Below are 25,442 nucleotides of genomic sequence, written 5' to 3' on the forward strand. Positions count from 1 at the left end.
ACGGCACACTAGAACCACACGAGAGTGGCCCTGTTTTCAGTTGGCAGAAGTGGCCCTATTTTCGGTTGGCGTTAACAGGAACACTGTCTACCTCGACCGCGCCATCGCCGCCCTGGGGCAAACACAGGCACCATCAGCACCGGAACTGCTGCGCTACCTCTCACCGCTGAGCCGGAAACACATCAACCTCACCGGCAACTCCACCTGGCCCCGCACCACCCACAAGCCCGGCCGCTACCGACCTCTCCGACACCCCACCAACCCTTAGCGTCGGATAGTTCACGAATTCACAAGCCATCCCTCTATAGCCTTACTGGTGGTTGCCATTCGTCTGGAGGCAGAACTGGGGCAATGGCAGCGATGTTTGTGTTGCGGGTTCGTTGGGTCAGATGGCCTTTGGTCATGGAGCAGTCTTTGAACGGGCCAGTCTGGCCGTTGAAGAGGACGGCTCGGTGGGCGTCCCAGTGCCGCAGCCACCAATCCGACAGGGCCCCGAGCGACTCGCTCGTGGCCACTTCCTGGTGGGCCAGAAACAGCGCCCACAGTCGGGCGTTTACTTCCGGGTGTAGCCACCACTCGGGGCACCACGGCGCGGACTCGCGACTATCGGTTACCTCGACCGTGCGGAAGTGCTCCGCGAACCAATCTAAAAAAGCGGCCCGGTTATCTATGGTTTCTTCATTGCCGGCCACTTCGGAGGTTTCGTCGTTCACAGCATCGCGCTCGTCGTCCGTGAGCGCATCTATTTCCTCCGCCGTCAGACCGGTCACATCACCCTCACTCATGGATTACTACTTTCTCGGGTGTCGTGGCCGCACTATCGGGTGCACTACCGGCAGCGACGCGGGCTTTCAACGCAGTATCGGTGAACCAGGGAACGGTCTGCACCATCACTGGACGAGACTTCGAGTTGAAAACGATCGCTCGCCACTGGGGCAGAGCGGCCAGGGCGGCAACGTCCATCGTGCTCACCTTCCGGGTGTTGGTCGAGGTGGACATAGCGCCGTCACGGCCGGTGGAGCTGCCATAGGTGATTTCGTCGTGTTCACCGATCAATGCGGCGATCGTTTTGAGAAATTCGTCGTCCAGGACACCGCCACCGAAGACACGGTTGGAGGCGGCGTCCCAGAGGGTACCCCAGCCTTCGCGGCCGAACGCTTCGATTCCTTGGGCGCGGGACTGGAAATAGGTGTTGAGGATGATCCCGAGGGAGCCGTAGTACGAGTACACCGACGGCAGCTCAGGCCACTTGACGATGTTGGCGCACTCGTCCAGCTCCATCACCAGCGGCACGGTGAGGCGGCCACCGTTGCTTTCAGCGGCCCGCTGCGCGGTCTTGCAAATCGTCCGGACCAGAGCCGTCAGCAGGGCACCGCCGGAGCCTTCACCATCTTTGGAGAGCAGCACGAGAGTGTCACTGCTGGTGATGAATTCCGCCGGCTGGAATCTGCGGATCCCTTCGGTCGAAGTCCACAGCAGCAGCTCATCGTCAGCGAGGGCGGACGCCATGCGCTGCGCGGTAGCGAAGACACTGCCCCGGGTCTTTTCCGGTGACAGCATGACTCCGGCTATGGCATCCGCCGGTCCCTGCTTGCCGTGCTCTTCCAAGATCGCTTGAACGTCCTTGCCCAGCCCCCGTGCAATCCAGGTATAGACCATCGACAACGGCTGGTTTTCCAGCTTTGCGGCCAGGAAAAAATACGCTAGCAAGTCCCGGCCGGAGGTGTCGAATTGGGCGTCACCGCCCCTATCCGATGCCTTCCGGGTGGAGGCTTCGAAGATCGCGGCTAGCTCTTTGGCGTCGGCCGCGTTCTCGATGTAGTCCAGAGGGTTGAAGATGAAATCGGGGGTGAAGTCCCGCCGGTAGATGCGGTTGGGGTCGAAGATGAACGCGCGGCCGCGGTCATGCCTGCCGGCCAATGTTTCGCGGACGCCGTCGACCTTGTTTGAGGTCATGATCGCCGGTCCTGGTGCTTCGATCATGTGCCGGATGACGATGCCGGACGTTTTTCCGCGTCCGGGCCCGAACACGTACACGCCCAGCTCACGCCAGCCCTGCAGTACCCATTTCTTCGTCCCGATCAGCTGGCCCACGCTCTGCCCTGCCGGCAGGGACTCGGCGTGCGGGTGGAGCTGCGCGGCTTCCTTGGTGCGTGCTTTCTGGCGCAGTACTGCGGACTGTTTGCGGGTGGCCATGTGCGCGATTGCGGCGTTGCCGCGCTTGTTCGCGGCCCGTCTCGCCAGCCAGGCCATGAGCCCCACGAACACGACCAGTGCGAGAATCAGCGCGACGACAGAGGCCCCCGTCGCTGCTGGCGGCCAGGGCGCGCCCCGGAGGACCATATCGCCCAGGAGTGTGAAGAAGTTCCAGGAGTAGGTGTGGCCGGTGGGGGTGAGAGCTGCCCCGACGTGTACCGCGAGGTAGAGCCCGCCCAGGATGAGGGCGGCCAGGACCCCGGTCAGCCACTTGCCCTTGGTGTCGATCACGCGCCGTCATCCAGGTTGACGGTGATGGTTGTGCCGGGCGGGAACATTGAGAAGTCGTCAAAATCGACGCGGTAGGCCACGGGGAGCAGACCGATATGCCAGTGCTTCAACCACTTCCCGTAGCTGGAGTAATGATGCGGCCCGTGTGGTGCGTAGACGAGGACGGACTGATCGAACGTGGCCAGGGTTTCCAACCAGTCCGCGGGGTGATCGTCGGTGAACACTCCCGCTCCGATGACCGGGTGGTCGCGGCGGAACGAGTTCGCCTTAGCTGTGATCAGTTGTACTTCCCCAGGAACGATGACGCTCAGTGCGATGTTGGAGAGGAACGGGATTTCGAGCTGGTCGTCACCACGGCGGATCGCGGCTCCCAGGTCTACCAAGCCCAGAGTGAGGGGGTCGATACCGTGAGCGCGGAGATCTCCGCCGGTGGTATAGACGCCGGCACGGTTGCCGGCTTCCGGGAGGGCCGCGAGGCGGCCCCATTCATCTTCGGTATCCATGGTTGGTCCCTTCGTTAGCTGGTTTTAGGTCGGTGCAGGATCGAGCGCGCTGGCCGCGTTTGGTCGTGGGTTCCTGCGAACCGTGTGGCGATCGCGGTTTCAGGCAAGTCGCACCACCAAGGAGCCGGCGGCCGCACCCACAGTCCCGACGAAGACGGTAATGATTGCCCAGCGCTGCACGTTGGCAGTGGTGCGCCGGCGCTGCTTCACCGTGACGACCACGAACACGGTTGCCGCCACCAACGCTCCCAGCACGCCGAGTCCGACCAGGGTGTAGCCGAGGGCTGCGAACTCTTCTGAGCTGGGGATGCGGGGCACAGGGGGCTGCGGTTTGAGCACGTTTATGCGCATCATGAGCTGGCCTTTGCCGGTGCAACTTTCAGAGCCGGGCGGGGGGCCCATTCATCCTCGGTGTTCATCGTTGATCCCTTCGTTAGCTGGTCTTGAGTCGGTGCAGGATTGAGCGTGCTAGGCGCGCTTCGTTGTCGGCTCCTGCGAACCGTTCCGCGATCGACACGTCGACGCCGGTCATCACGGCCATTTCTGAGGGCGTCACCCGGCTCTCGGCCAGGCGCTGCAGCAGGGCGTAGCGCTCCGGCCGGGTGGTCACGTCGTACGTTTTCGCGACCCGGTAGGCCTCGTGCAACCAGTCCAGGACCGAGCGCACGGCGCACACGTCGCCGTCAATGTCCACGCCGTCGAGCCGGTAGAGCACCTGCACGGGCTCTGTGGTTATTCCCGCCAGGTCCTCGGTGTGACGGCGCAGCGCGACGTCCAGCCACAGGTCCACGGTGACGACGTCGTGCCCGGTGTTTGTAATGGTCCATTCTTCGTTGGCGAGGTTGGCGATCGAGGTTGTTTTATCCGGCATCAGGCACCGGCTTTCAGGGATCCGGTGAAGGCGGGATCAACCTGCACGTGAACGTGATTGCAGGTGTCCTCGAACTGACGCAATCCCGCCAGCTCCAGAGAGGTCCCCGCTTGTGCACGGCACTGCACCTGGCCTGTGGCGGAGCCCTCAGGCATCAGGGGTAGCAGGGTTTTTAGGAGCTTGATTGCGTTAGTGTCTGCGCCCGTTGTCGGGGTGCGGTCCAGGGAGTAGAAGTCCACGGCGTGGCCGCCACCGTTGGCCCAGTGGGAGCTGTCCGGGTTGCCGAGGTATTGGTTGGTGCAGAGCCGGTTAATGTCGGAGATCCCGACGCTGCCAAACGTGCTGACGGCAATGGTGATGACCTGCAAAATGGCCAGGTTGATTCCGCAGTTCGCGTGGACCTCGCCAGCGGCGATCCAACGGATTTCTTTCAAGTGGTCGGGCGCGATCCCGGTGATGTTGCCCGCGTCGATCTTGGCGACCAGGGCGGCCGCGAGCTGCTGCGCGGTGCCGCCCACCGCTGACGCCGCACAGGCAGAGTCGCCGCCCACGAGAGCGGCCACGACAGCCCCCGCCGGCGCGTAGTAGGGCGTGTAATGGTCAGGATCCGCGTTGATTTGTACGGCGTGAGCTGCCGCGGTGGGCGTCAACGTCTCCCAGTTCGGTACTTTCACCAGGCGTTCAAAGAAGAAACCGGCCGACACGGTCGGATTCAACCGCTGCGCCAGCGTGCCCCACGTGTCCCGCTGTTGGAACAGGCCCCGAGAATCCGGGCCTGCCAGGTCGCCGTAGTCGATATTGCGCAGGGCTGACTCCCCCATGGCCGTCATCACGGCCAACGTTTGACCCTGAACGTTCACGCCCCGGGCAGAGCCGGCATTCATGATCGCCGCGGCGTTCACGAGCTGGTCACCCGAATACCCCGCCACCGTACCGCCGGACGTGCTCGCTGTCGCTGCGGCCGCGCACGAACTCTTCCCGCCGCCGGTGACGATCACGATGCCGCTAAAGACGAACACCAGTGCGATCAGTAGGGCAACGCCCCCGAGTTTCCCCATAATGTTCCCCTCCCCCGGTTACGCCGTCGCCGCGCCGGCGGCCATGGCCTCGTCCGTGTTGGTCACGTCAATTTCCCAATCGGAGCGGACGTGGCGCATGTGCGTTTCGGGGTTGGAGCCGTACTTGAACACGCAGTTTCCGGGGTTCAAATTCATTAGCGTCTCGGCGGTATCCGGGGCGAAGTTGAACGTCTGAGTGACCCACCGGGCGTCCTCGTCGCGGTCCTGCCGGAACGCGTAAACCGTCTGTGCTTCCTGGACAACGGTGTAGCCGGGGCTGTCTTCTGGAATGTCGGTGCCCTTGTGCATCACGAACACGTTGGAGATACCCAAGGAGCGGGAGAGTTTCTGATTGGCTTTGACCAGGCGAGCGGACGGGCCGCCGATCATGTGCCAGCCCTCTTCATAGACAACGTTGGTGATGTACCCGCGCTCGGCCCTCAACCGGCCCATCAGCCACATGTTGCCGATCGCCATGACCGTGGGCACCGCAGGGCCGTCGTCGGGGAGCTGGGACACGTCGAAGATCGTCAGCTTGTGTGCCAGGTCAACGTTTCGGCTGGTCTCGCCGTCGAATACTCCCGCGTAGGTTTCTAGCAGGTTTTCCAGGCCGAAACGGATCGACAAACCAGCCTGGTGGAATCGTTCCTTCGCACGGTCGGACAGGTGCTGATCCATCGGAACGTCGCCCAGATGCGGCAGCAAATCCGCCGTGGTGGCCGGACGCGTGGTGCCGGCCACGTCCCGCTGGATAAACAATTCCTGCAAGGCGAAGCGGGTTGCTTTCTCTTCCCACTCCGAAGCCGGCAGGTCATTGCGGGCAATGCGCGCAACCGCGTTGATCAACAGCATTTGGCCCTGCAGGCCCGTGCCTTGCGCGATCAGGGGGTCCATCAGGTTCAAGCGGGTGCCGGAACCGTCCGGGTCGAACCGCAACGGTTCTGCGCCCAAGCGGCGGGCCACGGAGGAGTATTCGCCCTCGCCGCCCTGGTCCTTCTTGTCAAACACCACCGCACGGTGATTGCGCAGCAGCAACGGCCGCATGACCATCACCGTTTTGGTGAACGATGACTTGCCAGAACCCACCGTGCCCAAAACCAGCACGTTAGGGCTGGTGATACGCCTAGGCGTCATGTTGTACGCGGTCGGTGCGTCGTGGCAGATCATCGTCGACGACAGATTGTCTGTCCCGTTGACGACTCCCTCGATCCCGGTCGGGGCACCGATGATGCCCGTATTCAAAATCTCCGCCTGCCGTGTCGTCGTCGGCGCCCCAGCCAGGGCGGGTGCGTACCAGCCGCGGGCGGCCGCGGAGGGCGACGAGCGCAGCCGGGAACCGGGCAGGCTAAACGGTGTCACGTCTAGCGGCGCATGGCTTCCATCCGTTGCCGCACTCTCGGTACCGGTCAGCGCCGGGGCCAAAGCCTCCGGCGGGACGAACATTTTCAGGAACGGAATCTTGGCCAGGCGCGGCTGCCGGCGCGGCATATCCACGTCTTCGACGGCGGCAGATGCGGCCGGCTTGGTCTTGATTCGGGTGTTGCTCATGAGATAGCTTCTTTCTCGCTCCGGCCGGCCAGGCGGCCAATGAAGCGGGTTGCGAAGGACGCCGAGTCAGCGCGGAGCCCGCGCCCAATCGGCCAAGTGCTGCCAGAAGCCGCGGCTTGAAAGGAGTCCTGCCAGTCCAGACGGTCAATTCCTAAACCCGTTGAGCAGGCTTCTTCGAGCTGCCGGGACGCTTGCGCGAGCTCGTCGCGGCTACCGGCAGAAATGGTGATGTAACCCACCCAGGAAACGCCGTGGTGGTGAGACCCGGCGGACAAGTCCGCGGCGCGGCGCTGCGCGGCCGACATGCGGGTGGTCGAGTCGTCAGAGACCAAACGCCCCTTCTCCTGGTCAGCAACAACACCAGCCATATCGCGCACCACGTCCGCGCGCGCGGCGGCTTTAGCCTGACCCGCGGGCACCAAGTGCAAGTGGAAGGAAACCGTGCGGACAAACGTCAGTTCCCGCCCGATGAGCAAGTCCAAGCTCCACAACGGAGACCGGCCAGCAACAGCCAGGTTCTCCCCATGGATCGCCGCAGTACGGTGCCACCAGGTCACCGCCGGAGCGTTCTCGTCTGACTCCCCCGGATGCACGAACGTGGGATCGAAGCTCTCGACCACATGCGCCGAGAACTCATCATGCGAGGCCAACCCGAACTGTGTTGGCTCGACCTGGCGCACCAGGTCAATGGGCATGCTCGGGTTTTGCTGGTGAATAATCAGCGCGGCCGTCTGCTTGGCCGTCAACGCGACCACGTCCCCCTCACGCGCGTCTGTCAGACCGCGCACAGTAGCCCTGATCTCATCGTCCATCAGAGCCCGCCAGGCGTCACGACCCGTACCAAACTTCTCGGCCGCATCAGTGAACTGCTGAGTCAGAGGCCAGGACACGACGACGTAGTGCCGCTGCACCATGGCGTCCGCGCTGGCCCGGCGGATGACCTGGTCATAGGACCTGGTCTGCGCGTAGAAGGATTCCCGCTGCGCGTCGGTCCACGGCTGCTCAGCCGATTCGGTCTCTAGACGATTGGTCACCCAGAGTTGCTGCCTGGCCGAGTCCGGCGGCAGCACGCGCGTGAGCGGCTGAATGTCGCTGATCAGCGAGGACGGCGAGGCCCGGCGGGCCAAGAACCGCCCCCAGCCCGCGGACGCCCTCATGAGGGCCTGTGCGGTCTCCATCCCCCGAAGCTGCCCGGAAACGCTGAACGCGACCGAGAGGTAGGGCTGCTGCCCAATCGGGGCATGCCAGGCGATACCAGGTAGGTTAGCGGCGTACTGCAACCAGCCCATCCCGTCGGCGCCGTCCGGGTTCGCCCTCATCTGAGCCAGGGCGCGGGACGCGGCGGCCTTCTCTGCCTTGGTTCCGGTTATGGCGAGCTGCTGCAGCCGGGCCCACTCCTCATCGTCGTACGGCGTGTACACGTCCGTGCCCAGACGTTGACGTGAACGCCACCGTGACCGCTTCGCACGGCGCTGAACGATGGTGCCCCGATGTGTGCGCGCGGTGACGAGCATGGTCACCCCGGCCCCGCCGGCCGCGATCAGGAGCACGACCAGGGAACTAGTCAGCGCCATACCGACGATGCCGCCCACCATGAACACGGCCAGGCCAATGGTGCGGCCCTTCGAGGAGGTGCCGCCGAAGAAGGACCGGTGACCCGCTTCGCCGCCGAGGTAGCGAATCGCACTCTCTCTGGTGTTACTCATGAGGTCAAGTCCTTCCATAGCGCTCGTGCGCGTCCTGGTCATCCACTGGCTCTGCCGCGGCCGCGCCCACCGCATCAGTGGTCCTCTTCGTCGCTGAAGCGGCGGCTGAACCCGCCGCGAGAGCGCCGGCCATAGCCATCGTGGGAACACCCACGACAGCACCCACACCCGTTGCCGACTCGGCCGCGCCCGCGGACGCCAAACCACCCTCAGCGGCTGCAGCGGTACCGCCCGCCGCAACGCCAGCACTCCCACCGCCTCCCGCACCAGTACTGCCGTTCATTGCGGCGCTGATCGAAGAGCTGGCCTCTTCCTCTTCGCCGCCTCCGCCGCTGGAGCCGAAAGCACTGGAGGGACTTGCGACGCCGGCACTCGATGACGATGAACCGCCGCCCCTGCTCTCGCCACCAATGTCAGAGGTCGAGCTAGAGCCCGAGTTGCTGAGTTTGGAATCCGCTTGCTGCATGGAACTGGACCCGATCGTGCCCCCGCCGCTTGGCGCGCCGCCACCCCCGCCCATGGGCAGAACCGGAGCGAACTTCATCAGCAGCACCGGCGACAGGCCGGCGATCAGCAGCGCCAGAATCGAGACCACCAGCGTCACCGTGCGTTCAAGCGTCGGAGTGGTACCGAACACGTCGATGGAGCTGGAAACCATTTGATAGGCAATGGCGAGCATGAAAAACAGCAGTGGGTGAGACGCCAGAATGCCAAACCAGAGGTAAGAAATCTTCAAGCCGAAAGCACGTTTGGTCGGATCAACGATCCACACCAGCCCCAGGGGGAACAACACCCCCGAGAAGTACAACGTGATGAGCTGCACAATCAGGATCAACACCACCACGAGCAGCCCGCAAATCATGAAGAACATCAAAATGATGCCCACGATCGCGCCACCGGCCAGGCCCGCTCCTTTATCGCCCTGTCCCAACATCGCGGAGAACTTGTCCACGATCGTTTGAGAGGACGTGTTGATTCCCCACGCTATGAGAGAGTCCGAGAGGGAGCCGAAGAATTTCACCAGGACCGCGCCCAGTGCTGGCCCGAACGCTGCGCCAACCAGGAACAGGGGCGCGTACAAGCCCAACGATTCCGCCAAGTCACGGCCCGACTGTTGCCCGCGCGCCGTCCGAACGAACTGCGGGATGAGCAACGACGCGAGGACGAAAACGGCGAGTCCGAAACTGATTCGATATGAGCTGATGAACCACTCAGCCGTCAGATCGGGCAGGGTCGCATGCGTGATCGCCGGCAACACGTCATCAGACAACCCTTTGGCACCGTCCTGCAGCATCTGGAACGAGTTGCCCGCAGGGTCCGACCAGAAATCCGCGAATCCCTTGGCCGTCTGGACTGCGCCGCCGACGGCATTGCCAACACCATTCACAGCATCACTCACACCGTTGACTGCGTCACTCACGCCGCAAACGATGAAGTTATCCGTGCAGCCTGCGCCTGCGGCGGCGACTGCACCTTCGGGCATCAGCAGCCTCCGGTGAAGCGATTGCCTCCTGCGGCCAGCTTGTCCTGGTCGGGCGTGCCTCCAGATAGGAGATGCCAGCTGTCAGCTTCCCAAATCATGGTCATACTGATTACTGCTACTTTGCTGGAACTGAGTTCACCGTTGATCACGTATTCCGCAGCCAGGTTTACTTTTACCTGGTCGCCGTCACTTCCTTCAGATATCGACCACAGTCCGTTTGTGGTTGATAGGTGATACGGCGTTCCTTCGGGCACCTTCCCACCGGTCATATCCGGGGCAGCGGAATAGCTGGCCGCCAGGTTCTTGAAAGAATCGTTGGCCGATTTAGCCATAATTCCGGCGCTCACCGCATTCGCTTCGGCTGCTGCGGGGTGAGGAGACTGCCACAGCCAGCGATAGATGGAGGCGGCAACTTCCACGGCACCAAATGAGGTGTGCTTTGCCGATTTTTGGGCGGCGACGACCATGTCTGCGGTGCGGTCTTGTCCGCCGAGGCAGCCGGTAGGCGCTGCGCCGTTATCAGCATCTCCCGCGCCGGAAGTTCCCGCGGTCGCGGGTGCGGATGTGCTCGGTTCATTTGATGCCACAGCGGTGGATGTGCCGCCTGGTTGGGCGGCCGAGTAGGCGATGCCGCCGGCTACGACGGCGACGACCAGGGCTGCGGCGATGACATAGGGCCACCGGCTGCGGCCGGATTTGGTGTACATACGCATGCTGCGCCTCCTAAGGGTTGCGGTTAGCCGACGAAACTGAGGATCGCGCCCACGATCAGTGCGAGAGCGGCGAGTCCCGCCAGGGAGACGGCTGCCCACAGGGCTTTCTTACGGCCTTGAGCGTGCTGCTGCGGGTTCGGGTTGGCGTCACTGGAAGCGCCTGCCATGCTCACCAAACCCAGGGCCAGGTAGACGATGGATATGAGGATCGCGATTCCCCAAATGGCGGTGATGAGCTTTTGCCAGAGCTGGGTGAACTGTGCTCCGCCGAACGAGAAATCGGGGATCAACCCATTGAGGGGGTTGTCTACGGAAAGGGGCAGGTTCGTGAGAGCGGTGTAAATCAGGTCGTTCATTGGTGTGTGCCTTTCAACGGTCGGTCGAGACCGTATTTTTGAGGGAAATGACGACGGCCGCCGCGGCGGCCGCGAAGGCGTCACGTGTCGCGGGAGCGAGCTTGGCGAGGGTGATTTGCTGACGCTCTGCAATGTGAGCGTCGTAGGGAACTTCGTGCAGGGACGTAACGCCGGCCTGAGTCAGCAAACGCGCAACCTCATCGGTGACGGCTTTGTTTTCCGGGCGGCCGTCCGTGAGCCGGATGGCGATCGCGGTGTCTGCCAGGCGCTGGGGTTGGCCACCAGCGGCGCGCAGCTCCTCGAGTAGCTGGATCGCTTCCAGGACCGAATCCCCGGCGTTCATGACCGGGATGACGAGCACATCGGCGACGGAGACCGCGCCCTGGAAAGCGGATGAGGTGGTGACGTTGCCCGAGTCCATGACGCGGATTCCGTAGAACTCATCGATGACATTGCAGAGCGAGATCACGGCCTCACCGGTGAGGCGATCCCGCCGTCCAGTCGAGGCGATCACATCGGCAAAGGACGTTTGCGGGGCGGTGTATCCGTGGAGCCGGCCGGCGGTCTTGACCTGGCCAATATCGCGCACCAGCTCCCCCAAGCCCAGCTTCGGGTTCCCTTCGGCCCGGTAGCCCAGCGCTCCCGGATCGTCGGAGACTTCCAGGACCGCCGTTGATCCCCCACGGATGGACGCGATGACACCTGCGAGGATGACCGCTGTGGGCGTCTTCCCCGTCCCACCCTTGGGGTTATTCACCAGGACGGAAACGGCGCGCGTCCACGTCGCCTGCCGCACCACGGTCTCAGCCGCCAGACGCGCCGACGCAACACGGCGGGCCTCCACTTCCTCCGGGCTCGGCTTGACCGGGAACCCCATTCTGGCCAGAGCGCCGCGGAAACCCGTGGTGGCCTTTCCCGAGTCGGTCGCAGTCGATGCTGCTGCCGGTCCCCCGAACAGGACTGATGTTGAATCAGCCGGCACGGACGATTCCGCAAAGGCGTCGGCCGATGACCACGGCGGGATGACGACGAGTGGTGACACAGCCGGGATGTCGGCTTCGAACTGGTCCAGCTCCGCTGTTTCCTCGGCTGGTTCCTGCCCCTCTGGTGGGCGCTTCCAGGTGTCCTCTTCGATGTACTGGCTTGCGCGTGCAGCGCCGCCGAAAACAGTGCCTTCATTTCCTTGACTGCTGTCAGCCATAAATTCTCCTACTCGAATAGTTTTTTTACATATTCGAGGGAGATAGAGCAGTCCCCCGACCTCCTCTCCAGTGTCCCATGTTCACGCCGAAAATCCACCCAAACGGGGGTGATTCCCGAAGTTGGGGATATAACTTTTACCTTTTCACCGGGAAATTGAACATGTGTCCCCCAAAGTGCCGACACAGACTGAGGTCCACGTCGCTTATACCATGTGCCACGGACACTCAAACGTGATGCCCATGTTTGTTGGATATGGCCATGAACGCCCCGCCATCGCCTACTTCAGCCCTCACCAGAACGTTGGGAGTTCCGACAAAATGAACGACATGCCTGGAATCAATGCCCCCGAACGGGTCGACCGTTTCCATGAGGCCTATTCCGCCCCCACACGAGCGATCGTGTTGCGCATTCTTCTTAAAAAATCCCGCACGTACACCGAGCTTTTCGACCTCATTCCGGAAGACGTCATGTCTCGCAACTCCGTGCATGAAGCGCTGAAAGACCTAGGCCGGCTCGGCTACGTCCAGGACGACGCCCCAGAGGGCAGCAAGCGCAGGCCGGCTAGGACCACGTTCTGGGCCTGCCGCGAACTAATCGCCGACGACCTCGGCGCCACCGTCGCTTACCTCCTTGGCTAACCACTCCCCCACGCCCAGCCTGAATCAGCCCTTTTCTGGCGTAGCGGAGCCACAGCGGAGATCAGCTCACGAAACGGAAAAAATTACACGGTAAGAGTGGAAGGCGCTCTTCAGTTAGTTCCACGATGTCTAGCGTCCCGCCCGGCAGCGGGCGCGCTAGGTCCAGTACCCATGCTTCGAATATCGTTACATTCGGCCGGACGAGTTGCTTCAGCCTGGCACGTCCTGAGGTCGACGCGACCGTGGCTCCTCTACCGGAAGTCGGATCGAACCCGATGGCCGCTATTGACGCAGTTCGGGCAGCCTTCCGTTGGATACGAAAGTTACTTGCTCGGAAATATACCAACACGCCGCGGAGGGTATGTATTAATATCCCCTCCTCTGCCAGCCTTACTGGCATGGCGATGGAACCCGGACGTGCACGGCGGAGAGTCAACGCTCCGACCGTTCTTCTGCAGGTGCGCGTTGACCCAGAGATCTTCGCTCTCGTCAATGAAGCCGCCGCCGCCAGCGGAGCGGCTAAGGCGCTCTATATGCAAACGCTACTGCGCGATCTTGCCGACACGGGTGGAAAACTGCCCGTCCTCGATATTGGCCGTCCCCAACTAGAGGAGCTACCAATACCAGCCGCTTAAACGAAAGAGCCCGTCGCTTTCACGACGGGCTACTGCAAGTTTCGTAGCTCAAACCCTCATCGCTTCCCGGCACCGAGGTTCGAGCTAATCCAGATCAACAGCCCTCACGGGAGGTTTCTCTATGTCACAGAGCATAGCGCAAGTACCCACAAATGCACCCGGAAATGCGGCCGGCGTGTCTGGCGTGTCTTCCGAAGGGTGGTCAGCGTGGGCTTTGACGCGTCGGATGAGTCCGCGGGGTCAGGTTCGTGTGATGAAGCGCGATGCGTATGGGCGTGTGGATGAGAACAGTTACCCTCTGATTCATCGGGTTGGTCCCCTCGCACCCACGACGCCTTGGGCGATGAACCTGGCTGATGAGACCGGATTATTCCGGGTCCTCTGTTTTGACTTTGATGGCAAGGACAAGCATGGCGTCGACCCTGAGTTGATGGAGGAAGCCGTCGATGAGTGCGATGTGCTTTCGGGCTTGTTGGGTGCTTTGTCGATTGAGCATGTTGTGTGTCAGTCCTCGGGGACGGGTGGCCGTCATATTTGGATCGCGCTCCAAGAGGGCGCTTCGAAGGGCGCAGTCGCCCCGGTAGCGGGTGCGGCGCGGGCGAATTTTCGCCGTTTGGACCATGGCATGTTGCTCAACGCTGTCACGGGTGCGGCGCGGCCGCCCCTGTCTCCGCACCGGGATGGGAGCAGTTCCACCGTGTTGCGCGGGAGTGTGAACAGTTTGATCGCCCCGTCAACCACGATCGCGGACCTGGCCGCTTTGGCCGCGGTGCTCGAGGCGCGTAGGCCTTCCCTGCGCGCGGAGGACAGTGCCCCGTCGGGACCTGTCACCGCACACCACCGGTCGCACCGGCGACTGAGTACGGCTGGCACCGCCCATATGGCCACTATCGATGGGGGCAGTAACCCGAGCTGGACGGGGTTTATGTGTTTGCTGGCGGCGGCGAACGCGGGTTGGCAGCTGGCCGACGTGGAGCACGCCGTGAAGACGGCACCGGGTTTGGAGCATTTCCGGACGAAGAACACCGGGCGCGGTTCCCGTCGGCCCCGGGCCGCGGGTGAGGCGCGTGCCCGGTTGGGCCGGCAGTGGGATAAGGCTCAGCAGTACGCGGCGCTCCAGCGCCCGCTGCCGGCTGTGCGGGAGCCGCAGGACGTGTCGGAGCTGGACGGGATCGTGACTGACGTTCAGGCTCTCCTGGCCCGGTTCCGGGTTAGCCCGGGCCGGTGGGGTCGCACGGAGGCGTCCTCCAATCAGCAGACCATTCTCAGTTCCCTGGCCTACCTGACCTTGCAGACGGGTAAGCGCACTGTGGCCGCCGCGATCCGGGACCTGGGCCCGATGGGGGGCCTGGGACGTACGACCGCAGCAGTGGCTCTCCTAGCCCTTGCCAAGGCTGGGTATGTCGAACGGGTCAGTGCTAGCGAGGATGGCAACGCCGCCGAATGGCGCCTAGCGTCCACGTTATCCACAGCCCCTGACACAGTCCGGTCACAACCATTAGATAACCCCCGCCCCCCCCACGAAAACATGTCAGCGCCGGGTCGTTCTGTGGCTGAGCTCTTTAATACCCGGACCCACCTAGTGGCCGTGCTGGAGGAGCAACTCACGGACCAACGACATGATCTCTTCACCCGCGGGGGCCTGGGGCCTCTGGCAGGGAAGCTTTATGCCCTCCTGCGCCAGTACCCGAGTCTCACTGTTGACTCCGCCGCTCGTCTTCTGGGCGTCACGGCTCGGCATACGGCCACAATCCTTAGTCGTCTGCGGCGTTATAAGCTCCTCGTTGTTCACCGTGATGGGTGGGCCAGATCCAAGCAGGATCTCCGGAACCAGGCCGCGTCGCAGCTGAACGTGCTGGGAACCCTGTTGGCTCGGGCGGAGCGGTATCGAATCGAGCGGGACGTGTGGGCGTGGTGGCAAGCGGAACTATCCACGATGCATTCCGCCCCGAGGAGCCGGCCGAGGCGCCCGCACGTGTCGAGCCGGCCTTTGTTTGAGGCGAGCACACGCGGTGAGCGGGTATGGCCGAGGTATCCGCGAGCCAGCACGAATCGTGCTGATCACCGTGCTGCGCTCGAGTTGGTGGGTGCGGGTGTGCTCAATCCGGAGAACCGGTGGCAGTACCTGGGCGAGGCGGCGTAACCGCTCACGTTTGTTGAGGATAATTCTTGTTAGGACCGGCTCGACTCTCTCCGTCAACATTGTCGAGGGAGCGACTCATGACGCTTGTCCCGTTGGACGTAGTGCTTGGTTCATTGGATTTGCCCACGGGTGATGTGGCCGTATAGAGACTCGGGGGCTGCTTCAAGGGTCCATGACCGTGTGGGAGCCGGCTGAAGGAGATTTAGTCATCCACGAGTGATGCAGCGATGGTCGTAGCTGCTTGAGTGGGACGGGTATTCGCGGGCATGAATGGGAAGGATTCATGCCCGCGGATGATGGAGTTGACCAACGAACTTTTGAGACCGGGGATGTTGGGTGATTCGATGAAGCGGACCCACCAGTGCAGCTGGCAACGGTGGAGGAGGATCACACCGCCATCGGTTGTGCCGACGCGGATCCCCGTGTGTCTTTCGATCGTCAGATGGCACGGGAGATCCATAACCTGCGGTGTTTGCTCCGGGAGCATGCTTTTGAGCGCCGCCACCACACGGTTGGAGTTCCTTTTCTCCATAAAATTCAGCAGACCCATCTGTTCTCCTCACGTCGGATCTTGGAAATCAATCGTTCCAATCGAATTTAGGACCGATAGGGATTATCGCGATGACTATACAAGGTTGAAATTACGTGGGCTATCCAAATTCTCGCGCTCGTCTAGAAGTAATCCGTTCGACTAAAAAATTGAGAGATCGATTGGATCCAGGGCGGTCGGAGCCGGTCATGTCCCACCGATTAGTGGACTTTTTCACCATCGTGTGGATCAGCTGGGCTCGACTATGCCCAGGAGCGTGAGTCCGTAACACCTCTTGGCATCAAAGCCCAATAAGCGTTACGGACTCACGCTCTAGTACGACCGGCCGGAGCCTGGCACCACCAGACACACACCCCTTCCGGGACGGAATAACGGCACAGCCGCCGTACCCATGCCGCGAATTGGAGTCGCTTTGCGGCACTGATTGTGGGGTTTTTGGCCTATCTGGTGGTTCGCCGTAGCTTTTTTGCGTGCCTGCGGTGTTCTCGGTATTGGCTGGCGTTATTCGGGAAGTAGTTCGAACTTGACGCCGTTGTGCTGCACGACGATGCGCAACTTGTCCAGGCTGGCCACGACGAGATCGGCGTCCAGGTCGGCTGCGTCATGGGTTCCTTCGACGCCGATGGTGGCACAGCCGGCCGCGCGCGCGGCTTCGAGGCCGGCCGGTGCGTCCTCGACGACGAGGCAGCGGGCCGGGTCGAACCCGAGGCGGGCGGCAGCTTCGAGGAATGGTTCGGGAAAGGGTTTACCCCGGCCCGTGTCCTCGATAGTGATGATGGTCGCCGGTGTCGGGACGCCCGCGGCGGCCAGGCGAACGAGGCAGAGCTCTCGGGTGGCGGAGCTGACGATCGCCCGCCGGTGCTCTGGGATGCTCGCGAGCAGGGGCCCGGCACCGGGGAGGATCGTGATGCCCATGGTGTCGGCGAGTTCGATCTGGGTCAACCGGATGACCGCGTCGTCGATCTGATCGGCCGGAATCAACGTGGCCAGCATCTGCCGGGCCGGTACCCCGTGGCTGGCACCCCGGAATGACGTGCCAAGGCCCGCTTCTTCGGCCCAGCTCAGCCAGGACCGGTTCACGGCGTTGGTCGAGTCCACGAGCGTCCCGTCGTTATCGAACAACACCGCCTCAAACACCCGTCCGAGGAGGGTGTTCTCTTTGTCGGGTGAGGTGCGGGGTGTGTGGGGTTTGGTCGGCTCGGCCGTGAGGTTGGTCATGGGTGTCCTTTCCCGAAGTCGCGGTGCACGGCCCCGGATACCCCACAATTCTCCCCCCTTCGCGCTCCCCCGGGGCGGAATATCACCGTGATACCAGTCTCGAAACCGTGACGGTGATGCCGTCACGAGCAATTGGAGCCGCTGCACGGCACTGTCCAATGGGCCTTTTTGTCCTTTCTGGCGTTTCACCGTAGCTCCCTTCCGTGCCTTACGTCACCCGGGTCCTCGGACGCGCCCTGCGGGCTTATTTCGCCCGAGAACCCGCGCACTACAGCACTCCCGGTCGCTCTCGATTTCTCTTGCCAGATAGGGCAAAAAAACAGTTGTTCACGAAGGAAAGAGAACCCATGAGCGAGTCAGATTTCGATTACGAGAACACCTATCCCCGGGAGCTCTATGCCTCCGGGTGTGCCTGCAGTGGGTGCCGTTCCGAAGGTGCCGTAGACACTCAGCCGGGCGAAACCTGCACGGCCACTCGCTACGCCGACAGCGTCGCCTAGGTCCAGGGAAAAATTCATGCTCACAACTCAGATTCAGCCCCTGACTCCCGGAGTGCTCGGGGCCGACAACCTGCTCAGCAGCGCCGACATGTCGACGTTCTGGAACAGCCAGAGCTACCCCAACCCCAGAAGCCGATTCGTCATCGTCATGACCCCGAACGGCTCCCGCGTCAACGCCTGCACAACCCCGAGAGGAACCCGCTAATGCTCACCATCACCCACACCCACGAAGCCGGAACCCTGATCGCCGGCACCAGCCGGGGCGACGGAACCGCCGAGGTTCTCAAGGCCGCCGGATGGCGCTGGGGGCGCAGCATCAACGCCTGGTTCGTCCCCCAGTCCCGCGACCGCCTGCCCAAGCTGCACACCATCACCCGCACCAAGGCGGCACTAGAAGCGGCGGGATTCGAGGTCGAAACCGAAATCGACAACACCCACCGCACGACCGCCGAGGTCGAGGCCGGAAAGATCGAGCGTCAGGCCGACCGGGTATAAGCCCTGGCCGCCAAGGCAGAGAGCAAGAGCCGCGCCGAAGATGCCGCCTGGACCAATGCACGCGCAGCGCTGGACCGGCTGCCCGAGGGAGGCGAGCCGATCAAGGTTGGCCACCACTCCGAAGTACGCCACCGCAACGCGATCGCCACAGCAGATAACGCCATGCGCAAATCAATCGTGGCCAGCGAAGACGCCACCACCGCCCAGGCTCGCGCCGACGCGGCCACCCACACCACCACCGCCCGTTACAACCCGGTCACCGTGGCCAACCGCATCCAGACGTTGGGCGCTGAGCTCCGCAAGCTTGAGCGCCGCATAATCGCGCAGTGTTACGACGACACACGCGGTTACATCGACGCCACGGCCGAGCAGATGCAGGCCCGTGCGGCGCGCCTCGCACCGCACATCGAGGAGAAGCGCGACCAGATTGTCTACTGGGAGGCCGTGCGCGCCGCCCAGGTCGAGAGCGGCACGGCCACCGGTTACGACCGCTCCACGGTCAAGAAGGGAGACCGGGTGAAGATCCGCGGCCAGTGGCGCGAAGTCGTGCGCGCCAACGCCAAAACGGTCAGCGTCACCACCGGCTACACGTGGACGGACACCGCCCCGTATGCCGAGATTCAGCAGCTCGTGCGGCCCGAGTAAACACGCCGCCACGGCCGGCCCACCCACGGGCCGGCCGTGAGGGAGCACCCCCTCACACTCCCCCACCAGGTGAACCCGGCACGGAGGCCGGATCCCCGCGGACCCGGTCATGCCGGCCAGCCTTTTTCAAGACTTTTCTTCCCTTGGTGGCCGGTCATCGTAGTTCGCTTCGTGCCTGCGTCACCCACACTCTCGCACGCGGTCGCAGGCTCCCTTATTTCGCACGAGACTGCGGGCACTACGGCACTCCCGCTCTCAATCGATTTCTCTTGCCACCCAGGGCAGAAAAACGGTGGACGACACAACAACCACTGCCCAGAGACCCCGGGACCCCGGGCCACTCACCACGCGAGGAGAGAGAACCCCATGACTACCACCATCCGCAGCATCAAGATCACCCCAACCGACACCATCACCACCCTGAACCTGGACCAGAGCAACATCGGGGCCGACATCTGCGCCGCCATCGGCTGCTCGATGTTCGATGTCGTCGGCCTGGACGACGACATCGACCTCTTCGTCGATGATGAAGGACTCATCAACGGGTCCACCCTGAACCTGCCCGCAACCGTGCTGGCCCACCTACTCGGCTCCCCCACCGTCATCTTCGGCACCGCCATCGCCGTCAGCGTCACCCCCGGCGGTGAAACCGTCGGCCTCACCGATTCCCAACTCACGAAGATCCAGAAGGCACTCGCCCAGACACCCGACCCCGGCACCATCAACACCCTCGTTGAAAGCCTCTCCCCCTTCCCCACCATCGTCAGCATGCTCCGCAACATCTAACCGCTACAACCTGCTGGCCCTCACGGGCCAGCAGGCGAGGGGCGACCCCCTCACGCTCCCCCGACGCCGGGCCGGGTGTAGGTCTGGCCTGTGGAATCGGGCTGGCGCACTGACTCAATGACAGCAATACAGGCATTAGTGGTAATGGCAGCAATAACGTTATTGCTGGTATTGCTGGTATTGCTGGTAAGGTTTGCAATAGCAGTAAAAACAGCATTGCCACTTATGGCACTAATGACAGTATTAGCTGTATTGTCACTATTGACGTCAAACGAAATGAGCGAATATGCCTCAGGCACTCGATCGCACCGCCTTGGAACGCGTTATCGCTGTCATCAACGGAAAGGGAGGCGTCCTCAAGACGACACTCACCGCCAACATCGGTGGCATGCTCGCCAACAACGGATACCGCGTGTTGCTCGTGGACCTTGACCCCCAAGGCAATCTCGCTGAAGACCTCGGATACACCGACGACGACAGAGACGACACCGGCCGCGCACTCGCACAAGCACTCATGTTCGGCGGGGGAGCAGCGCCAATCAAGGAAGTCCGGCCGAACTTGGACGTCTTCGCGGGAGGCCCTGCTCTCGACCAGGCCACGGCCGGGCTCTCTGCAAAGGCGAACAAAGACCCAGACGGCGCCAAGCTCGCCGTCGCGCATCTACTCGCCCCGCTCGCCGGCGGCTACGACATGATCCTCATCGACTGCCCGCCCGGCGATGAGACCCTCCAGACGGCCGCCGTCGCCGCTGCCAGGTGGGCACTCGTGCCTGTGAAGAGCGACAAATCAAGTCGCAAGGGACTCGGCGCCGTCGCTGCACGCCTCGACGCCGTCCTGGGCGTGAATCCGACCCTCGACTTGCTGGGCGTCGTTCTCGTCGACGTCGGCACATCCGCCCACGTCGTCCAGCGCGAAGCTCGCGAACACATCGCGGAGCTCTTCAATGCTGACAACAACGTCGTCTTCACCGCCACGGTCCGTCATAGCGAAGCAACCGCCCAGGCCACACGAGAACGGGGCCTCCTCGTCCACGAACTCGACGCGGAGGTACGAAAGGGGCCGAAGTGGTTCGAGATCCGCCGAGGCGAAGCCCAGGCACAAGCTCTCGCACCTCGGACAGCCTCATCCGTCGCAGACGACCTGCAAGCCATCACCCAAGAAGTTGTGGCCCGAATCACCGCGGCCGAGAACCAGGAGGCCCTCGCATGAGCGACGACACCCCCAGCCGACAAATCGGCGGCTTAGCGCACCGTGCCGGGACTCCCGACTTGAGTCGTTTGCAAGCCAGAAACCGCACCGAACCCACAGTGCAGCCCGTTCAGCAGCCCAAGCTGTCCAAGCCTGCTGCGGCTCCGGCACGGAAGCCTGCCCTTATGGCAGAACCGACCGCGAGGATGACCACGTACTTGTCTGCGCAGACTAGAGATCGCGCGCGGGCAACGTACCGGGCTACGAGCCACCTCGAGGGCGACAAGAGTTGGTCTGACTTCGTCGAACGAGCGATCCAAGCCGAAGTGGAACGCAGAGAACTCCTGCACAACGCAGGGGAGCCATACGAAGGCGATAGCTCGCCGCTGCCGGTCGGGCGACCACTCAGCTAATCAGATATTTATCTGATGTAGTGTGTGGGCATGAGTACCGCGACTTTTACTGACCTTTTGCGTAAGCCCAAGGAGGTTCTGGCTCACATTGATGAGGGTCAGGTCCGGATCACGCGCCGTGATGGTGACGATCTCGTGATCCTGCGCGGTCACGATCTCGACGTCCTCGAGAACGGTATCGCGCTCTCGAGCAGGCTGATCCGGGCGATCGGGCGGAACAAGGGCGACGTCGTGGCGGCGTTGACGGATCTGTTCGCTTGGGCGGGGGAGTTCACCCCGGGGGAGCTCGCCGCGTACGCGGCCGAGATTGAACAGCTCGTTTACGCTGCCAGTGAGCTCGGTACGTTCGAGCGTCTGCTGCGGGCGCAGCAGGAGTGGCAGGAAACGGCCGTCGCCTATGCGATGGGCATGCGACCTGTCGAGCCGATCGAGCTGCCCGCCGCCCCGGTTCGCGTCGAACGCCCGTAGGTGGCGGGGAAGCGTGGCGTCGCGGTTCCGCGGCCGATCAAGGGCACCGAGTACGAGCTCTTTTTTGGCAACACCGCAGCGCAACGCGGCTGGACGGATTTGAAGGCGTCCGCGAAGAATGCCCTCGCGGACGCCTACGACTATCTCACCGCGCATCCTGCGCGGTACGACCCTGATCGTTGCTACCAACTCCGCGGGGATCTCTCCACGGTCCTGGTCGATGGCGTGGTCCTGCCGCAGTGGCAGTACAAGGTCACTGACGGTGCTCGCCTGTGGTACGCCGTTGACGAGCCCAACGCGAAGGCGAAGAAGCCTGGACGCGTGTACATCACGAAGGCCGCGACCGGTCACCCTAACGAGACGGACTCGACGAAGAACTTCCGGTAGCCGCCACGAACCGCCTCCACCGCCGGCGCCGACAACGACCAGGCACACGGCCTGTCGAGGATCCTCTCGCGACTCGGGGCGCAGCGGGGGAGTGGGCTGGCGGTCTACTTCTGCTTGGGGCGTGCCGTCTGCGCTTCGGCGCGGTCGGCGCGGGTGCGCTGCTCGCGTTCGCTCGTGCGTGACTGGTCCAAGTCGGCGCGCAGCTGGGTGAGCTGCTGCTCGAGGGTGTCCCGCACGTCGGTGACGCGCTGCTCGGCGTAGGAACACTCCCGGGCGGCCTCGGCCGTGGCACTGTCGCGTTCGCTGGTGACCGTGGCCAGGCGCCCGGTGAGTACGAGCGCTTCCGCCCGTGCGCTCTCGCGCTCGACCCGGGCCTGGTCGAGCACGTCCCGGGTGCCAGCAGCCTCCGTCTCCGCACGCTCGGCCCGCGCCACGGCGGCGTCGGCCTGCGCGGCGGCATCACGCGCGGCCGCCAGGGCCTCGTCCTTGGCTGCTGTGGCCGTGGTGACGAGTTCCCGGGCCTCGGTGAGCCGTGCGGTCGTGGCGGCGTTCTCGTCGGTCAGAGCGGCCACCTGGGCGCTCAGGGCAGTGATCTCCTTGGCCTTGCGGACGTTGTCCTCGCCCGCGACGACCAGGTCGCCCTCCAGCCCGGCGGCACGCTGCTCGAGCGCGTCCAGGACGGTGCGGAGTTCGTCGACCAGGGCAGCGGATTCCTCGGCTGCCGCGTCGGCTTCTGCCCGCTCGGCCTCGGCCTTGCGGGTGGCGGTCTCGGCCCGGTTGGTCCGGGCGGCCGCCGTGGCGACCTGCTCGGCCGCGCCCGCGGTGACGGCCTCGATCTGTGCTTCGGCCGCATCGGGATCCGCGACCGTGCGCAGCTCGTCGATGAGGACGACGAGCTGTTGCTGCAGGTGTTCGACCATGCCGGCCACCTGAGAGCGCAGCACGCTGGCCCGCTGACGTGCGGCATCGACGGGGAGCCTCTCGTCCTCGACCGTGCGCTCGATGCGGCCGGACTCGGCGCGGCGGGCCCGCCACGCAGCGGCCCGGTTGTGGGCGGGGTTGATGCAGTAGCCGGCAGGCCGGCCGACACCGGGCGTGGCGTCCACGGGCTCGTCACAGCCGGGGAAACCGCAGGTACGCAGATCGTTGATCTCGGGAAGACTCATACCAATATCGTATCACTCAGAACGCAATACGTTAACGCAATACGAATAACGATAACGGATTACGAAATAGGGTCTCGTCATCGAGGGCGCGGGACCCGCTTCGGCCGGGTGCTGTGCCGTCATGCACACGGATGAGCGGGGCGCGGCACCCAACTGCGTGACCTGGTCGGCATGATCTATGCCGAGCGGCGGGAGAGTGGTGCCGAGGATTCCATGAATCGAACGTGTGGCGGCTATATGATCTCGGTGCGCTTGGAGTTGATCGATTGCGGGCAGTCAGGCTGTGACTAGGCGCGTTCTAGATTTCGCCATTTCACCGAGATCGTAAGGCCGACTCGTGCCGCACGGCCTATCTCTCGGTCCTCGTTGCGTTCTGCCGGGTAGTGGTCGCTGTGAGTTCATTTATCCTGTCGTTGGTGCGGACAAACCGAATCGTGGGTAGAGGACCTCGAAACCGATGTCCAGGCCTCCGTCTAGTGCGCGCACCGAGTGTCCGCCGCCGGGAATATCTCGTAGCGTCACGGCCATACCGGCTGATTGTGCGGCGCTTGCGACGACTCGTTGGCCGGCCAGTACACCGGGGTCGTCAGCGCCGGCGGTGAATATCGCGACAGTGTCTACATAACGGTGCGCGGCTAGCAGGTTGACCGGTCGTTGGGCGTCGTACGCTTTCTGGTCGCCGCCGAAGATGTCCTTGAGAGTGGCCGCCTGAATCTCGGATCCGGGGAAGGACTCGCCGGAGATGTCGATGACGTTGGACCACAGGTCGGGGTGTTTGGCGGCCAGGGAGATCGCGCACTGGCCGCCGTTAGAGAAACCCGCGATTGTCCAGTACCGGTGATCTTGGATGATGTTGAGGTTTGCCTTTGCCCAGGTGACGACATCGTGGGTGAGGAAGGTCTCCGCGTTCCCGTATGTTGCGGTGTCCAGGCAGAGCGGGTCAATGCTCGGGTCCCCGAGTTGGTCGGCCACGATCACAATAGGGGCCAAGCCACCATGCAGGGCCGCATCCCGGTCCAAGGTCGCGGCCACGTACTGCGGGTCTGGATTCCCGGGTTGCCCCATTAACAAGATGACCAAAGGGAGAGCGGGAGCATTTGGTACAAGAGCGGCCGGAGGGAGATAAATTCCAGCCGGACGCGAGGTGAACCCGGATCGGGGGTTAGGAATGATCTGACTACCTGTGGTTCCACTGGCGGGCATTCCGGCAGGCGGTACCCAGGTTTGCCAAAGCGGACCGGCCAGAGGGCCCGGAGTTGGAGCCTGGGTGGGCGCCGTCAAAATGATGGGCGTTTCCGTGCTGATTCCAAAGAGAGAGCCGAGGGTACGATTCAGTCCAAAGCCCGCGTTGATGCCGAGGCTTCCAGTGATCAGGAACAACAGGATGGATCCTGCCGCGATTGCTTTCCGCGCCCGCCGGGAATCCCACAGGTTGGCGATGGCCACACTCGAGCCGCCGCACGCGGCAGCGAGCCACATATAGGTGACTGTCCCCAATGACATGCCAAAAAGATTAAGGACCCGGACACAGACGAACCAGACCAGGACGGCAACGAGCACTCCGAGGATCAGGGCGGCCGAAGCCATCACCGTCCAGCGCCAGCTCAGTTTCCTAAACAGCAGAAACAGCAGCGCGAGGCCGGAGGCCACAAAAAAGAAGACGACAACGGGTCCGTCGACGACACTAATTTTCCAGAAGTCGTTGATCTTGGCTCCACCAATCTTCTTCACTCTGGCCGGGAACAAGTCCCGTAGGGATCAGCTCCGCCCGTCCAGAATCGGAGAGTGATCGCCCAAACAATGGTTTCACACCTGGCAGTCTTGAGCAGCCGCGGGTGGAACACCCCCGCCTACGCGGAGAAGGGGTGTTGTCCGTCACGATATTTGACGATGAGGTGTCATCCTGATTGACGATCGTTTAGCAACAGGTCGACGCGGCCGACGTTGAACCTTGATTTTCCGGTGTCCGACATCTGTCCAAAAGTTGTTGCCGAAATTAAAACTGCCGAAACATGGCTATAGAGGTTTTTGAGCAGAAATGATAGACTGGAAGTAATCCGATTGGAGCTGTCATGACCATCACGCGTGCACGTACCGCACCCACTGTCGACGAGGCCGAAGTCGAGCGTCGGATGAGTTTTGCTGATGCCGCTCTGGGAGCTGCCGGTCATGAGGTGACCGACCCGGCGCTGCGCGAGTTGCGCCGCAGTGCCATCCGTGGCGACATGACCACGGACGAGGCAATCGCCGCGGGCATCGCACACATCGACGCCCGGTAACG

General features: G+C 63.1%; 28 protein-coding genes. 11 read left to right on the plus strand and 17 right to left on the minus strand.

Going from position 1 to position 25,442, the window contains the following annotated elements:
- A partial coding sequence (locus QN345_RS01675) for a Tn3 family transposase (protein ID WP_323508381.1) occupies positions 1 to 268 on the plus strand: 268 nt, incomplete at its 5' end.
- A 34-nt stretch (positions 269 to 302) separates the two neighbouring features.
- Here QN345_RS01675 and QN345_RS01680 read toward each other — a convergent pair.
- From QN345_RS01680 to QN345_RS01735, 12 genes are all read right to left on the minus strand, one after another.
- Positions 303 to 785: a DUF4913 domain-containing protein gene (locus QN345_RS01680; protein WP_322140490.1), complete on the minus strand. Its 483-nt coding sequence runs from the start codon at positions 783 to 785 to the stop codon at positions 303 to 305.
- A complete protein-coding gene (locus tag QN345_RS01685) occupies positions 778 to 2,487 on the minus strand; it encodes a TraM recognition domain-containing protein (RefSeq protein ID WP_323508382.1) in 1,710 nt (569 codons plus the stop codon). The genes QN345_RS01680 and QN345_RS01685 overlap by 8 nt, the downstream gene beginning before the upstream one ends.
- Positions 2,484 to 2,990, minus strand: a complete 507-nt coding sequence (locus tag QN345_RS01690; protein ID WP_322140492.1) for a hypothetical protein — start codon at positions 2,988 to 2,990, stop codon at positions 2,484 to 2,486. Before QN345_RS01690 ends, QN345_RS01685 begins: the two co-directional genes overlap by 4 nt.
- A gap of 99 nt (positions 2,991 to 3,089) precedes the next feature.
- On the minus strand, positions 3,090 to 3,344 hold the full coding sequence (locus QN345_RS01695; protein WP_323508383.1) for a hypothetical protein: 255 nt from the start codon (positions 3,342 to 3,344) through the stop codon (positions 3,090 to 3,092).
- A 79-nt stretch (positions 3,345 to 3,423) separates the two neighbouring features.
- Entirely contained in the window at positions 3,424 to 3,861 is a 438-nt protein-coding gene (locus tag QN345_RS01700) for a hypothetical protein (RefSeq protein ID WP_322140494.1), read from the minus strand.
- Positions 3,861 to 4,919 carry a hypothetical protein gene (locus tag QN345_RS01705; RefSeq protein WP_323508384.1) on the minus strand — a complete coding sequence of 353 codons (1,059 nt, stop codon included), beginning with the start codon at positions 4,917 to 4,919 and terminating at the stop codon, positions 3,861 to 3,863. The genes QN345_RS01700 and QN345_RS01705 overlap by 1 nt, the downstream gene beginning before the upstream one ends.
- A gap of 18 nt (positions 4,920 to 4,937) precedes the next feature.
- Entirely contained in the window at positions 4,938 to 6,467 is a 1,530-nt protein-coding gene (locus QN345_RS01710; protein ID WP_323508385.1) for an ATP/GTP-binding protein, read from the minus strand.
- Entirely contained in the window at positions 6,464 to 8,173 is a 1,710-nt protein-coding gene (locus QN345_RS01715; RefSeq protein WP_323508386.1) for a hypothetical protein, read from the minus strand. The genes QN345_RS01710 and QN345_RS01715 overlap by 4 nt, the downstream gene beginning before the upstream one ends.
- A 4-nt stretch (positions 8,174 to 8,177) precedes the next feature.
- A complete protein-coding gene (locus QN345_RS01720; RefSeq protein ID WP_323508387.1) occupies positions 8,178 to 9,593 on the minus strand; it encodes a hypothetical protein in 1,416 nt (471 codons plus the stop codon).
- Between the two features lie 62 nt (positions 9,594 to 9,655).
- Entirely contained in the window at positions 9,656 to 10,369 is a 714-nt protein-coding gene (locus QN345_RS01725) for a hypothetical protein (RefSeq protein WP_322140499.1), read from the minus strand.
- 23 nt (positions 10,370 to 10,392) lie between these two features.
- The gene (locus tag QN345_RS01730) at positions 10,393 to 10,725 is read right to left on the minus strand and encodes a hypothetical protein (protein WP_322140500.1); all 333 of its coding nucleotides are present in this window, start codon (positions 10,723 to 10,725) and stop codon (positions 10,393 to 10,395) included.
- 13 nt (positions 10,726 to 10,738) lie between these two features.
- Positions 10,739 to 11,602, minus strand: a complete 864-nt coding sequence (locus tag QN345_RS01735; RefSeq protein ID WP_322140501.1) for a hypothetical protein — start codon at positions 11,600 to 11,602, stop codon at positions 10,739 to 10,741.
- A 652-nt stretch (positions 11,603 to 12,254) separates the two neighbouring features.
- On the opposite strand from QN345_RS01735, the gene QN345_RS01740 reads away from it, so the two are divergent.
- The gene (locus QN345_RS01740; RefSeq protein ID WP_323508388.1) at positions 12,255 to 12,566 is read left to right on the plus strand and encodes a hypothetical protein; all 312 of its coding nucleotides are present in this window, start codon (positions 12,255 to 12,257) and stop codon (positions 12,564 to 12,566) included.
- A gap of 2,980 nt (positions 12,567 to 15,546) precedes the next feature.
- Here the strand turns inward: QN345_RS01740 and QN345_RS01745 are convergent.
- Together QN345_RS01745 and QN345_RS01750 are read right to left on the minus strand one after the other, a co-directional pair.
- On the minus strand, positions 15,547 to 15,894 hold the full coding sequence (locus QN345_RS01745) for a hypothetical protein (protein ID WP_323508389.1): 348 nt from the start codon (positions 15,892 to 15,894) through the stop codon (positions 15,547 to 15,549).
- 501 nt (positions 15,895 to 16,395) lie between these two features.
- Positions 16,396 to 17,112, minus strand: coding sequence for an HAD-IA family hydrolase (locus QN345_RS01750; RefSeq protein WP_323508390.1), 717 nt, complete (start codon positions 17,110 to 17,112; stop codon positions 16,396 to 16,398).
- Positions 17,113 to 17,628: 516 nt separating this feature from the next.
- On the opposite strand from QN345_RS01750, the gene QN345_RS01755 reads away from it, so the two are divergent.
- The 4 genes from QN345_RS01755 to QN345_RS01770 all read left to right on the plus strand — a co-directional run bounded on the left by QN345_RS01755 (position 17,629) and on the right by QN345_RS01770 (position 19,538).
- Positions 17,629 to 17,817 (plus strand): hypothetical protein, encoded by a 189-nt coding sequence (locus tag QN345_RS01755; protein ID WP_322140508.1) that lies wholly within the window; start codon positions 17,629 to 17,631, stop codon positions 17,815 to 17,817.
- Positions 17,817 to 18,107: a hypothetical protein gene (locus QN345_RS01760; protein WP_323508391.1), complete on the plus strand. Its 291-nt coding sequence runs from the start codon at positions 17,817 to 17,819 to the stop codon at positions 18,105 to 18,107. The genes QN345_RS01755 and QN345_RS01760 overlap by 1 nt, the downstream gene beginning before the upstream one ends.
- Before the next feature lie 3 nt (positions 18,108 to 18,110).
- Entirely contained in the window at positions 18,111 to 18,752 is a 642-nt protein-coding gene (locus tag QN345_RS01765) for a DUF3560 domain-containing protein (protein WP_323508413.1), read from the plus strand.
- Positions 18,753 to 19,118: 366 nt separating this feature from the next.
- Positions 19,119 to 19,538 carry a DUF3846 domain-containing protein gene (locus tag QN345_RS01770; protein WP_323508392.1) on the plus strand — a complete coding sequence of 140 codons (420 nt, stop codon included), beginning with the start codon at positions 19,119 to 19,121 and terminating at the stop codon, positions 19,536 to 19,538.
- Between the two features lie 50 nt (positions 19,539 to 19,588).
- Here QN345_RS01770 and QN345_RS01775 read toward each other — a convergent pair whose 3' ends face one another.
- Complete coding sequence (locus tag QN345_RS01775; RefSeq protein ID WP_323508393.1) at positions 19,589 to 19,837, minus strand: hypothetical protein; 249 nt, start codon at positions 19,835 to 19,837, stop codon at positions 19,589 to 19,591.
- On the opposite strand from QN345_RS01775, the gene QN345_RS01780 reads away from it, so the two are divergent.
- From QN345_RS01780 to QN345_RS01790, 4 genes are all read left to right on the plus strand, one after another.
- Positions 19,825 to 20,748, plus strand: a complete 924-nt coding sequence (locus QN345_RS01780) for a ParA family protein (RefSeq protein ID WP_322140512.1) — start codon at positions 19,825 to 19,827, stop codon at positions 20,746 to 20,748. The two genes, QN345_RS01775 and QN345_RS01780, sit on opposite strands and share 13 nt — an antisense overlap.
- Before the next feature lie 185 nt (positions 20,749 to 20,933).
- Positions 20,934 to 21,140, plus strand: coding sequence for a ParB family protein (locus tag QN345_RS20500; protein WP_369125169.1), 207 nt, complete (start codon positions 20,934 to 20,936; stop codon positions 21,138 to 21,140).
- Positions 21,141 to 21,170: 30 nt separating this feature from the next.
- Complete coding sequence (locus QN345_RS01785) at positions 21,171 to 21,608, plus strand: hypothetical protein (RefSeq protein ID WP_323508396.1); 438 nt, start codon at positions 21,171 to 21,173, stop codon at positions 21,606 to 21,608.
- Positions 21,609 to 21,995: a hypothetical protein gene (locus QN345_RS01790; protein ID WP_323508397.1), complete on the plus strand. Its 387-nt coding sequence runs from the start codon at positions 21,609 to 21,611 to the stop codon at positions 21,993 to 21,995. It begins immediately after the preceding gene.
- A gap of 104 nt (positions 21,996 to 22,099) precedes the next feature.
- Here the strand turns inward: QN345_RS01790 and QN345_RS01795 are convergent, their stop codons facing one another.
- Together QN345_RS01795 and QN345_RS01800 are read right to left on the minus strand one after the other, a co-directional pair.
- Positions 22,100 to 23,161: a hypothetical protein gene (locus QN345_RS01795; RefSeq protein ID WP_323508398.1), complete on the minus strand. Its 1,062-nt coding sequence runs from the start codon at positions 23,159 to 23,161 to the stop codon at positions 22,100 to 22,102.
- Positions 23,162 to 23,563: 402 nt separating this feature from the next.
- Positions 23,564 to 24,892, minus strand: coding sequence for an alpha/beta hydrolase (locus QN345_RS01800; protein ID WP_323508399.1), 1,329 nt, complete (start codon positions 24,890 to 24,892; stop codon positions 23,564 to 23,566).
- A gap of 341 nt (positions 24,893 to 25,233) precedes the next feature.
- Here QN345_RS01800 and QN345_RS01805 point away from each other — a divergent pair, with 341 nt between their 5' ends.
- On the plus strand, positions 25,234 to 25,440 hold the full coding sequence (locus tag QN345_RS01805; RefSeq protein ID WP_323508400.1) for a hypothetical protein: 207 nt from the start codon (positions 25,234 to 25,236) through the stop codon (positions 25,438 to 25,440).
- Positions 25,441 to 25,442 lie beyond the last annotated feature (2 nt).

The sequence above is a fragment of the Cryobacterium sp. 10I1 genome, from assembly GCF_035019805.1.
GTDB lineage: Bacteria > Actinomycetota > Actinomycetes > Actinomycetales > Microbacteriaceae > Cryobacterium > Cryobacterium glucosi.

Coding starts and splice junctions, on each gene's coding strand:
- QN345_RS01795 (WP_323508398.1), bottom strand. CDS start 23,161: ATGAGTCTTCCCGAGATCAACGATCTGCGTACCTGCGGTTTCCCCGGC.
- QN345_RS01805 (WP_323508400.1), top strand. CDS start 25,234: ATGACCATCACGCGTGCACGTACCGCACCCACTGTCGACGAGGCCGAA.
- QN345_RS01700 (WP_322140494.1), bottom strand. CDS start 3,861: ATGCCGGATAAAACAACCTCGATCGCCAACCTCGCCAACGAAGAATGG.
- QN345_RS01770 (WP_323508392.1), top strand. CDS start 19,119: ATGACTACCACCATCCGCAGCATCAAGATCACCCCAACCGACACCATC.
- QN345_RS01730 (WP_322140500.1), bottom strand. CDS start 10,725: ATGAACGACCTGATTTACACCGCTCTCACGAACCTGCCCCTTTCCGTA.
- QN345_RS01755 (WP_322140508.1), top strand. CDS start 17,629: ATGCTCACAACTCAGATTCAGCCCCTGACTCCCGGAGTGCTCGGGGCC.
- QN345_RS01735 (WP_322140501.1), bottom strand. CDS start 11,602: ATGGGGTTCCCGGTCAAGCCGAGCCCGGAGGAAGTGGAGGCCCGCCGT.
- QN345_RS20500 (WP_369125169.1), top strand. CDS start 20,934: ATGACCACGTACTTGTCTGCGCAGACTAGAGATCGCGCGCGGGCAACG.
- QN345_RS01715 (WP_323508386.1), bottom strand. CDS start 8,173: ATGAGTAACACCAGAGAGAGTGCGATTCGCTACCTCGGCGGCGAAGCG.
- QN345_RS01760 (WP_323508391.1), top strand. CDS start 17,817: ATGCTCACCATCACCCACACCCACGAAGCCGGAACCCTGATCGCCGGC.
- QN345_RS01785 (WP_323508396.1), top strand. CDS start 21,171: ATGAGTACCGCGACTTTTACTGACCTTTTGCGTAAGCCCAAGGAGGTT.
- QN345_RS01740 (WP_323508388.1), top strand. CDS start 12,255: ATGCCTGGAATCAATGCCCCCGAACGGGTCGACCGTTTCCATGAGGCC.
- QN345_RS01750 (WP_323508390.1), bottom strand. CDS start 17,112: ATGACCAACCTCACGGCCGAGCCGACCAAACCCCACACACCCCGCACC.
- QN345_RS01680 (WP_322140490.1), bottom strand. CDS start 785: ATGAGTGAGGGTGATGTGACCGGTCTGACGGCGGAGGAAATAGATGCG.
- QN345_RS01725 (WP_322140499.1), bottom strand. CDS start 10,369: ATGCGTATGTACACCAAATCCGGCCGCAGCCGGTGGCCCTATGTCATC.
- QN345_RS01690 (WP_322140492.1), bottom strand. CDS start 2,990: ATGGATACCGAAGATGAATGGGGCCGCCTCGCGGCCCTCCCGGAAGCC.
- QN345_RS01745 (WP_323508389.1), bottom strand. CDS start 15,894: ATGGGTCTGCTGAATTTTATGGAGAAAAGGAACTCCAACCGTGTGGTG.
- QN345_RS01705 (WP_323508384.1), bottom strand. CDS start 4,919: ATGGGGAAACTCGGGGGCGTTGCCCTACTGATCGCACTGGTGTTCGTC.
- QN345_RS01695 (WP_323508383.1), bottom strand. CDS start 3,344: ATGATGCGCATAAACGTGCTCAAACCGCAGCCCCCTGTGCCCCGCATC.
- QN345_RS01710 (WP_323508385.1), bottom strand. CDS start 6,467: ATGAGCAACACCCGAATCAAGACCAAGCCGGCCGCATCTGCCGCCGTC.
- QN345_RS01780 (WP_322140512.1), top strand. CDS start 19,825: ATGCCTCAGGCACTCGATCGCACCGCCTTGGAACGCGTTATCGCTGTC.